Origin of the sequence: Limnospira sp. PMC 1279.21 (assembly GCF_032349615.1) — a bacterium.
In the GTDB taxonomy this organism is placed as follows: domain Bacteria; phylum Cyanobacteriota; class Cyanobacteriia; order Cyanobacteriales; family Microcoleaceae; genus Limnospira; species Limnospira fusiformis.
Genome location: NZ_JARPLU010000121.1, coordinates 1 through 11,043 on the forward strand (window position 1 = coordinate 1; position 11,043 = coordinate 11,043).

The window sequence follows — 11,043 nt, forward strand, 5'->3', positions numbered from 1 at the left end:
CTTTGAAAACCCGCCCTTGCGGGTTCCGCAGTCAGCCATAATTCCCGCAGGTAGGCTTTGAAAACCCGCCCTTGCGGGTTCCGCAGTCAGCCATAATTCCCGCAGGTAGGCTTTGAAAACCCGCCCTTGCGGGTTCCGCAGTCAGCCATAATTCCCGCAGGTAGGCTTTGAAAACCCGCCCTTGCGGGTTCCGCAGTCAGCCATAATTCCCGCAGGTAGGCTTTGAAAACCCGCCCTTGCGGGTTCCGCGATCAGCCATAATTCCCACAAATCAACTTTAAAAACCCCACCGACGACGATGCGCCTAAGACCATGCACCCCACAAACAGCACAGAACACGCGCCACCACGCGGCAGGTGCAAGTCCGCCTATCGGAAACACCAGCACCACTCGCACACAGACCATAGGACCCAAACACCAGCACGACTAGCACACAGCTCGAGTCTGATCGCCCGCCCCCAGCTTCACTTTAGCGCCTGCTGGTTTCCCGACAATTTCACCGCGTAACATTCGCCCCGCCGCTTCGAGTAATTGTTCTTCTAGGTAAGGCTTAGTAAAATAGCCTCTCGCGCCTAATTGATAAGCCATCTGGCGGTGTCTGTCAGCGCCCCTAGAAGTTAACATAGCAATAGGTAGACCTTCGAGTTGTGGGTCTTTCTGCATTCGCGAGAGAAGTTCCAAGCCGTCCATACGGGGCATTTCAATATCGCAGAAGACGATATCACAGGGTAAGCCAGATTTAAGTTTTTCCCAGGCTTCCTTACCGTCGCGGGCTTCTTCAACCCGATAGCCGGATTTTTCAAAGGTCATAGACAACAACGATCGCACTGTAATCGAATCATCAACAATCAGCACAGTCGGCTCAGTTTTAGAGGCGGGAGCATCTATGGGTTCACTGGGGAGATTATCATCCCATCTCATGGTTTCTACAGTTCGGCGTACCCGATCAGTAGCCAGGTCAATTAATTCTAAAACATCGGCGATCGCCACAATTTGACCATCCCCCAAAACAGTCGCCCCGGCGATACCAATAGGTTTAGGTACCGGACCTTCAAGCTGTTTAATTACGATTTCCTGTTCTACCAAAACCTGATCAACTTGAACAGCCAGATAATTAAGCGCCGCCCGTAGTACAATCACAGAAATCATATCCTCTTCGATATTCGCACCATAAACACCGCCGCGACCCAAATGGCGCTTATAGGTAAGTAATTCTCGCAGGTGGCGGAAAGGCAGCACCGAACCCCGCCATTCTAGGGTCTGTTTACCGTCTGGTCCTGTTTTAATTTGCTCACGAGGCACATCGATCATATCCTCCACCCCATCCATAGGGAAAGCAATCCGAGCCCGATCGCTAATACAACAAAGCGCCCGGGAGATACTCATATTGAGTGGGAGGCGGATCGTAAAGGTAGTTCCCTCTCCCAATACCGAATCGGTAGTAATATTGCCTCGAATTTCCGCCAAATTCGTCCGCACCACATCCATACCAACCCCTCTACCTGCAATATCACCCGCCTGATCCTGGGTAGTAAAACCCGGCAGGAAAAGCAAATTGTATGTATCATGGTCTGGCAGATTTGAAGCGGATTCCAGGGTCAATAAACCCTTCTGTATAGCTTTTTCCTTAACCCGATTCACATTAATTCCCGCCCCATCATCAGAAACCGATAACACCGTTTGGTTGCCTTGGTGGAAAACCTTAATGGTAATCTGACCCGTGGGCGACTTACCCGCCGCCTTACGGACTTCTGGGGATTCGATACCGTGAGCGATCGCATTATTTACCAAGTGAGTGAGAGGGTCGCGCAGTTTACCCAAAAGCATTTTATCTATGAGGGTATCTCGACCTTCCACCACCAATTCCGCCTGTTTACCACACTTAATCGACAGATCCCGCACCGGACGTTTCAGGCCATCGGTTGCCCCGGCGAACTGTTCCATTCTCGCTTTATTCAAGCCTTCCTGTAACTGATTAGTTACTTGGCGCAGTTGGCGACTCACCTGATCTGCTTCTTCCACCAAGAATTCAATATCAGCGGCCGACTCTCGCACCCGCACCACCAACTCAATAATTTCTTGAGAGAGTGTGTGGAAGGGGGTAAAGCGATCGAGTTCTGTGGAGTCAAAAGTGTTAGGATCTGATCTAGTCGGGTGTTCATCACCACCGCCATGATAACTTCCGTGGAAAGAAGCTGATTTTTGCCGATTAGACAATAGGGAAATTTCCAGCAGCGATCGCTCATAGAAATCCTGCATCCGCTGACCCACATCACTTAGCAGCGACACCTGATCCAGCAGGTTATCTAAAAACTGTCGCATCCTTTCTTGGTCTTGTTCCAGGCTATTGCGGTTAACCACCAGTTCCCCAATCAGGTTACTGAGATTATCCAATTCTTTCACCGGAACTTTAGCGATCGGATCAAACTTAGTAGTTTGAGATTTTTGATAAGACGGGCTATATTGGGCGGCTATGGGTTCTTCCAGCAGTTCAGCCAACTCCTTGAACTCATCATCCTCACAGGATCGAGCCCTCTGTTCTTCCCAGGTACTCGATTGCGCCCCTGGCGGTGCTGTTTCACCCAAAAGGCGATCGAGATCAGATAGCACCCCATCATCAGCATTATCATCATCAGTCGTATTTTGATCATCCGTAGACCCTAGCAAATCATCCAGGAGACTCAAATCATCTTCCCAATCACTATCTAACCCCACATCTGGAGTCGTGGTTATGTTGTCAGTTGTCTGCGACGAGGCTGGTAATGGTGTGCTTTCAGTTTTCGGTGCGTTACCCAGTTGGTCGGTTTTCCCAGTGTTTTTTTTGCTACCCAAGCTAACGCACTCTACGGTTTCCTCCGTGTCGCTACTACCAAACAAATCATCAAAATCAAACAAATCTGCAGTTCTATCATCCCACTTCGACTCAGGTGGCGTTTGAACCTGTTTGTCCTCAGCAATAGTGTCTACACTAGAGGTTAATTTGCCATTGTTGTTATCCTCACGGGCTAACACCTCAAACCAATCAAGATCCCCATCAGTCCCCCCATCTTGATTATCACTCTCCCAAGGATCCGGGGTATCTAATGATTGACCAATCCCTGTTGAACTTTCAGGCGCGACAGTTGTTTCCTGTTCCTCATCATCAAGTTCCAACAACTGTTGGATAAAATTATCCGGGTCATCATTACTACTTTTCTTGACAGGTTTAGAATCGGCTGGAGAATTTTCTGGGGTCGGTCGATCGCTTGATTCTAGTTCTTCTAACAGGAGGCTAGTTAAATCGTCATCATCATCAGAAACCGGCTTAAAGTTGCTTTCATTAGACGGCGGTTCATTGCTAAAAAAGCTGTCAAAATCTTCTGTATCACTGTTCAAGTCGGAAAGTTTATCAGCTTCTTCGAGCAGCCTTTCCTCTTCCCAAGCATCTTCAATACCGCCCCCATGACGATCAACCACCTCAAACAGATCCGCCAAACTTTTCAACTCTTCCGGTTGCATTTGCGGCCCTGGCGGGTGGCCGCTGTGTTCTTTTTCCATCTCCACATAATCAACCAATGGGAAATCATCTAGTATTGATTCTGATGTCTTCTCCGGTTCCAAATCAATCTCATCAGTTTCTTCTACTTCCGAGTTCGTAGTTAAATCTAATTCCGACCAAAATTCATCATCAGCCGTTAAAATTCCCTTACCATTCCCATTCCCATTATCTACAGGAGGCAGTAATTTTGACAACTCCGAATCTACCACTATTTCACTTTCTCTATTACTTAGCGCTAAATACTGAGCCTGTTTCATGCCAGTAATCACCACCGGAGCCAGAGTTTTATAGCTATTTGCCCCATAAGCGATCGCCTTTTCTACAGTGTCTAAAAATTGCACCCAGTGCATTTTATCAAAAGTTTCTCCACCCCTAGCCAATTCCCGACAAATTTCAATTAAGCGGTTTCTATTGGCGGTATTATCCGACTTTTTAAACAAATCCAGCATTTCCCGCAACCGTGAAGTTACATCACCACAAAAGAAAAGTTCTTCCGCACTATTGATCGCCTTAACTGTCACTTTCGGAGCAACCTTCACCGCCACTGGAGCCTGAGCCGGGGCTGTTTTCGGGACGCTAGTAGCACCTTCCGCCACTACACCATTTAGTTCCGATAGGTTTTTTAAATTATAGTTTAGTGCTTCAAAAACCGGCTCAACTTCCGTTAACAGGCTTTGGGAAGTTTCCTCTGTCAGTCCATAGGGACCCGACAGATTATCTATTAAAGCTTGCAGGGTATCAAATACTCGTAAAAATAGCGATTCTAGTTGTTGATCAACCTCAATATGAGATTGTTCCGTTATTTTTTCCAACGCTTTAAAGTTATCTTCCAGGCGATGGGCACTTTTTTGGATACTATGAAGACCGAGCATAGCTGCTCCCCCTTTCACCGAGTGAGCCGCCCGATACACCTCATATAATAGTTCTCGGTCTTCAATGGTACTTTGCAGATTCAGCAAGCCCTGTTCTATGGTATTGAGGTGGTCTCTCGCCTCCTCAATAAAGTAACCCATTATCCGTTGTTGTTGTTCTGGTTCCATGGCTTTTTAATAGTATAAATAAATGGACAATATTATTTTTTTAAAACTCAGACACTTACTCAGAAAATCACATTTTACGAGGGTTCATTAATCTTTGACTAGGAACTTTGGCTATTAATGTTCCGAAGGATCTACTCGGAACCTTTCCACCGAAGTTAGCAGATCTCGTGCTACTCCTACCAGGTTACTGAGGGCGCTGGCGACCCTTTGGGCTTCTTGGGATGTATCTTGGGCGCTTAGTTCTACCGCCTGCATTACTTCAGCCACCGCCCTAGCTGTTTCGTTTTGCTCCACCGTATCAGCCGTAATTGATCGCACCAAAACATCAATACGATTGGTTACTTGGATGATATCATCAAGCGATCGCTTCGCTTGTTCCGCCAGACGGGTCCCCTCAATTACTTGCTGGTTTCCTTCCTCCATTGCCATCATTACAGAACTGGTTTGGCTTTGGATCTGCATTACAATTTGTTCAATTTCCTTGAGGGACTTAGCCGACTTATCCGCCAGTTGTCGCACCTCATCAGCCACAATAGCAAAACCACGGCCTGCTTCTCCCGCCCTAGCCGCCTCAATACTAGCATTCAAAGCCAGTAAGTTAGTCCGCGAAGCAATATTAGAAATGATTGCGACAATTTTCGAGATTTCCTGAGAAGATTCAGCCAAACGCTTAACATCTCGCGTCGTTTCTGCCACTGTTTCCCTAATTTTCAAGATACCAGCCACAGTCATTTCTACCGCTTCACCACCCTTAGTTGCTACAGCCGCCGCCGTCCTGGCTACTTCCTCAGCTTCCTTGGCGCTATCTGCTACCCGTTGAATAGCATCAGTCAGCAGTTGCACCGAATTAAGAGTCGCGGCCAATTCCTCCGCTTGTCGCAAAGCATCCCCAGCCACATCTTTGGCAAAACTCGCACTATCCGTCGCTCCACGACTCACCTGACGAGCCGCTTGTTTCACCTGAACCACAATTTCCCGCAGGTTCTGAATTGTCAGGTTAAACGAGTCTGCTACCGCCCCCAGCACGTCTGCAGTCACCTCAGCGCTCACAGTCAAATCTCCTCGCGCCGCCCCTTCCACATCATCTAGGAGTCTAATCACTTGACGCTGGAGGTTTTCCTTAGCCTCCTCCTGTTCTTCCGCCTTCCGTTGAGCTTCCCTGGTGGTGCTTTCAATGAACTGAGCCATGTAGTTAAATTTAGCGCACATTTGCCCCAGTTCATCTTCCGCGTAGACATTCACACGGGCATTAAGGTTTCCTCGTGCGATCGCATCAAACTGTTTTTGCAGGTCGCCAGTCGCCTTCTCTAGCTGTTGGCTGGTAATACGGCCCATAGCAAAAGCCGTCCCAAAACTACTAGCCCCAGCCACAATAGTCATCAACCAACCTGAGCGGCGTAGATAGTTAACCACTTCCCCTTGATAACTACTAGCAGCAACCTTAGTAGCAATATTAGTAGCCACAGCCACAGCAATCAAAGTTACTAACCCACTCCCCAATGCTATATAAAAAGACTTAGATCTGAGCGGCTTATTTTCCAGGAAGGCAAATGAGCCCTGTTCTACCGAAATATTAGTATCAACCGAGTCTTCTGATAGGTTAGAAAATGCCGTGATCGCCTCCCTTTCTGTGGGAGTATTGAACACATCATCCTCGTAGATCGCCGAGCTATCGTTATCTGGGATACTGCTAGACCTTCCCAGGAAATTACTATCGAGGTCATCATCATCCAAGTCAGCGCTATCGGGCATAAAAGCATATCCCGCCGCATCTGGAATCCCAAAACCCTCTACATCATCAAACTCTTCAAAATCCTCTAAAAATTCGTTGACTTGAGAACCAGAGGTTTGATTTGTCTTGTTGTGGGCGATCGCACCATTAGCCGTCCCATTGCTTACAGTTGACTCTTCCAGGCTATCGAGGTCAAACGTATCCGGGATATCATCCAGTTCCAACTCCTCAGATACTGAATCATTAATTTTGTCCCCATCCAGATTGAAATCAGAGAAATTTTCTTCTTCCTCATCTAAATTATTATTTGGGGTCTTATTCAGGCTGATCTGATCAGGTTTCACCAATCCTTTACCGTTACCATTACCGTTAGTTTCTGCCACAGTTTGATGCCTAGCATCAGCCATATCTTCTAGGGGAGAAAAAATATCATCCTCCTCTAGTTCCAGTTCTCCGATATCCAGTTCATCCTGCACATCGCCCAAATCCGGCGGTTTAATTTCTTCGGCAACATTATCAACTATCGGTTCATTAGTTATCGGCCCATCAGTTAAAGGTAGATCTGTCAGGCTGAAATCGTCATCCAAATCATCCAAACTGTCTTGATGTTCTTGAGTCACCCCAGGGGTATTTGTCCCGGGGGAGTCTTTATGGGAATCATCGATTAAATCTTCCTCAAACAAGTCTTCTGATAGTTGTTCGAGGGAGCCACTCATGGGGTCTTCTGGATCTAATCCTTCCGTCAACACCAGTTCATCCTCTTCGTCCATCACAAAGGGATCTGATGTTTCTAGGTCAAAATTCAAGTCAGGGTCTTCTTCTTCCTCGTCAGTTTCTTGCCCCTGAGCAAAGGGGTTATTTAACGGGTTGGTTAGGTCCGGGTCTACCTCATCATCTAGGTCGAAGTTGGAATCATCTACCAGGGGATTAGCTTCTAATTCTAGGGGATTAAAGTTATCTTCTTCTAAGTCAAATTCATCTTCTAGGGAGTCATTTAGTTCTTCACCCCCTACACTGGCTTTACCATTCAAATTTTCCGGCTCTAGTTCATCTGCAGATCTATCTAAGTCCCCGAGGTCGTCGTCGATCGCCTCTAAGTTTTCCTCTGTTCCTTCCTCAAATTCGAGGTTACTTAGTTCATCTAAATCATCCAAGGCTGACGATATATCTATTTCTTCCATGCCCATATCTTCGTCATCATACAAATCCAGAGCATCATCCAGGGTTTCTATAGTTGCCGAGGGTTTTTGGGGATATTTCCCTAGTTGTTGGGATGCTGCCGTTAATTCTTCCAACTCATCTAATTGTTCATCGATCGCATTTAGATCTAGTTCTTCTTCCAAATCAAAATCGAGGGAACCGTTAGCATCATCACCTACCGAGCTCAAATCCTCTAGGATAGTTTCTTGAGCATCATCAAACTCATCATCAAACTCATCATCCAAGCTAATATCTCCCAAAGACGAACCGGTCTCCGAGTCCTCGCAGAATTGACTAGCTTCTGTCAAGTAGTCTTCCGCCTGTTCCACCAGTGCCGGGTCTTCCGTCAGGCTAAGGACCACCTCATATTGTTCCCGTGCCACATCGTATTGTTGTAAACCGTAGTAAATGTGACCACACAGGAGGCGAGCGAATGGGTCTTCCGGGTAGTCTTCCACTAATTTATAGACTAAAGTAGCCGCCTCGTCCAATTTTCCATCTGTGTAGGCTGCCTCAGTTTTTTGGTACTCCTGCAGATATTCTGCACTTGCTGTCATTGGCCATTCCCCTTACGACTCTATAAAGTTACCGCAAAAATTACATTTAAAACTTAAAACAACTGTATTAGCTTAGTTAGTATCTTGATTACTGCTTGGGCAAATGTTGGACTGATGATGACCACAACCCCCTCAATTGTAATCATCCTGAGCCACAATTAGTTATATTATAGTGATGCAGATAGCTGTATTGGTTCAATCACCTTGTATACAGCTTATTTATACTGCCCACCGAGCCGATCGCAAAACGGCAATTTGGTCTAACAGGCGCAAAGGTTTATCTGGTGAATCCTCCAGAACCCACTCCCCTTTTATATAGGGAGCCATGCTATCGGGAACCTGAACTGGCGTTCTCATTTTTTCTATGGGTAGCCAGTCCATAGCCGTCAGATTGTTTATCGACTCTACTGCTAAACCCAACATAGTATCTTGGTCTTCTACGGCAATTACGGGAATTTCCGTGCGATCGGTGTTTAATTGCATTGTATCTCCCAAAAACTGTCCTAGATCAGCCACCCAAACCACTCGTCCCCTCAAGTTGAGAGTCCCCAACAGTAGGGATGATACATTGGGAATGGGAGTAATGCGGTCAATTGATTGAGATAGGACTTCTTTGATACCCATAGCGGGCAAGGCAAATTCGGCACCCGATGCCACAAAAAAACGCAGATGCAACTCACCCTCTGGGGTTTCTAGCTCCTGAAACTCGGAGCCGTCTGCACCTTGACCCGTGATAAAATCGGGACTTCCAACCATTACCCCTCACCTACCCCCTTAATAGCTGTTTAACCGTCCCTACCAGTTCAGTCGGCTGAAATGGTTTGGCGATATAAGCATCTGCCCCCTGTTTCATGCCCCAATATCGATCGAACTCCTCTCCCTTGGAAGAACACATCACAATGGCAATTTTTTGAGTTTTCGGATCAGACTTGAGACGGCGACACAGTTCGTAGCCATTCATGCGAGGCATTACAATATCCAACACCACTAGATCGGGAGAGATTTGTTGAACTTGTTCTAGTGCCTCTACACCGTCGCTTGCTACCGCGACTTTTAAGCCACTTTCTCTCAGGAGATTTGAGATCATCTCCCGTTGTGTCACACTGTCTTCTACAACCATAATTGTATTCATACTATCTTGCTGAGTTGCTGGGTTCTAAGTTAACTGAGGCAGGGCGCGGAGGGACTGGGGCATTTCCAATATAATTCGGCCAACCCTCAGCTCCGAGACATTCCAGTTACAAGCCATTGGCTTTATTGCAACCGCGATATTCCACCCGCAGAGTTGATTTGATCAAATCCTTAATGCGAATGGATTTAATCTCAAGTATACCTAAGTTCGCCACCTATTGATTACACTTTGAAATCAGACCGAATAAGACTCCTCCGAGTCAAGAGAAGGCCACTTATGGGAAAAAGTCTCGGCGAGTTGACTTTCTAGCTTCCGGGAATGACCGTCGGCTGTACCCACATAGTTTTCTACCAGCGTCAGTAACTCCCTCTTGCTAAACGGTTTGGTCAGATAATTGGTCGCTCTCACCATTCGGGCTTTGAGGCGATCGATAAATCCATCAATGCCTGTTAGCATGATAATCGGAGTTTCCCGAAAAGCACTAGAACTTCGCAACATCGCGCAAATTTCATATCCATTTAGTTCCGGCATGGCGATATCGCATAAAATCAGATCTGGTTTCAGTTGGAACACTTGACTTAATGCCTTCAGGGGATGACCTATAGCCGTCGCCTCGTAGCCATGCTCCGTTAAGATTAACTCTACTGTCTCCCGAATTACGCGATCGTCATCAATACAGACAATGCGGGGAACCTTACTCTCGAACTGAGAACGGGGGTACGGACTTGGTTCGGTCGGCCGAAAGCGCAGTTGCACAAAACCCTGTTGTAAAAAAGGATAGATCGCCTTGGTGACTGCGACAATATCTCGGTTCAAATAACGGGAAATTTGTCGGAAAGTCGTTTTTCCGTCCGCCCAACGGGTTAAAGTTTCAAAGACATTGGGACGCACTACTTGTCTAAGTTTGTCTGGGTCTAAAATGAGGGGGCACTGACTGGGGGATTGGATATGGGGGTGAAAAGTTTTCCACTCCTGCACCTGTTTCATAATTTTAGGTAACACCGTGTTGATTTGTAAAGTCATTAATTGCGGTGCTAGGGGTGAACCCATTTCAAAGTTAAAAGCCCCGTGGTGAAGGCTGAGAAGGTCGAATAGGGTTTCGGAAATCATCCCATGGAGAATGCTGCGCCCCTGGGTGGGGGTAATCGCGTTTTGTTCTAGTAGCACCCACAAATAGCCGTATTCGGGCGCGTTAACTGCCGTAATTGACGGCACTTCTAACTCATTGAGGACTTCTGTTAACTTGTAGCGGTACAGGTAGTCCCGCAGTCTTTTCAGGCTACCCTCGCTTTCCCCAGCATAGACAATTCTACCGTTGGAGCAAAAAACTAGCCAGCAGTGACTCTTCAAGCGATCGCTATATTTTTCCGAAACTACCGAGGCGGCGGGGCTATAGGCTTCCACCATTAACTGACCGGTGCGTTGACCGACTTCGACCAACTGCAATATACTGCGGATATCGATTTCATTTAAAGAGCCTTGCATGAAGCCGCTTGGCCTCCTGACGATCGCTTAAATTTTTTTAATGTCCTCATACAACTCAATTAATGGGATTGAGGAGGGTAAGGGCAACATTACTGTCTTACACTCTCGTTAGGATAGCATAAATAGTGAATTAACTCAATCCATCGTGGTGGATAATGTATAATGGACAATTGATAATGGTGGACGCGGGTTCTCCCAGGACTTGACCTCCTCTGGGTAATACCCCATCACTTGCCCCCCGGCAATAATCAAGAATTGTGAATAATTAATAATTAATAATTAATAATTAATAATTAATTATTCCATTGATAATGGTGGACGCGGGTTCTCCCAGGACTTGACCTCCTCTGGGTAATACC

General features: G+C 46.6%; 6 protein-coding genes. All 6 read right to left on the reverse strand.

Features of this window, described 5'->3' with window-relative positions; translation table 11 throughout:
- Positions 1–141 precede the first annotated feature (141 nt).
- Positions 142–405 (reverse strand): hypothetical protein, encoded by a 264-nt coding sequence (locus tag P5683_RS17030; protein ID WP_035758729.1) that lies wholly within the window; start codon positions 403–405, stop codon positions 142–144.
- 21 nt (positions 406–426) lie between these two features.
- Entirely contained in the window at positions 427–4,578 is a 4,152-nt protein-coding gene (locus tag P5683_RS17035; RefSeq protein WP_006621464.1) for a response regulator, read from the reverse strand.
- Between the two features lie 114 nt (positions 4,579–4,692).
- Positions 4,693–8,067, reverse strand: a complete 3,375-nt coding sequence (locus P5683_RS17040; RefSeq protein WP_006669108.1) for a methyl-accepting chemotaxis protein — start codon at positions 8,065–8,067, stop codon at positions 4,693–4,695.
- A gap of 219 nt (positions 8,068–8,286) precedes the next feature.
- Positions 8,287–8,823, reverse strand: coding sequence for a chemotaxis protein CheW (locus P5683_RS17045; RefSeq protein ID WP_006621462.1), 537 nt, complete (start codon positions 8,821–8,823; stop codon positions 8,287–8,289).
- A 10-nt stretch (positions 8,824–8,833) separates the two neighbouring features.
- Positions 8,834–9,199, reverse strand: coding sequence for a response regulator transcription factor (locus P5683_RS17050; RefSeq protein ID WP_006617199.1), 366 nt, complete (start codon positions 9,197–9,199; stop codon positions 8,834–8,836).
- A 234-nt stretch (positions 9,200–9,433) separates the two neighbouring features.
- Positions 9,434–10,684 carry a response regulator gene (locus P5683_RS17055; RefSeq protein WP_006621459.1) on the reverse strand — a complete coding sequence of 417 codons (1,251 nt, stop codon included), beginning with the start codon at positions 10,682–10,684 and terminating at the stop codon, positions 9,434–9,436.
- Positions 10,685–11,043 lie beyond the last annotated feature (359 nt).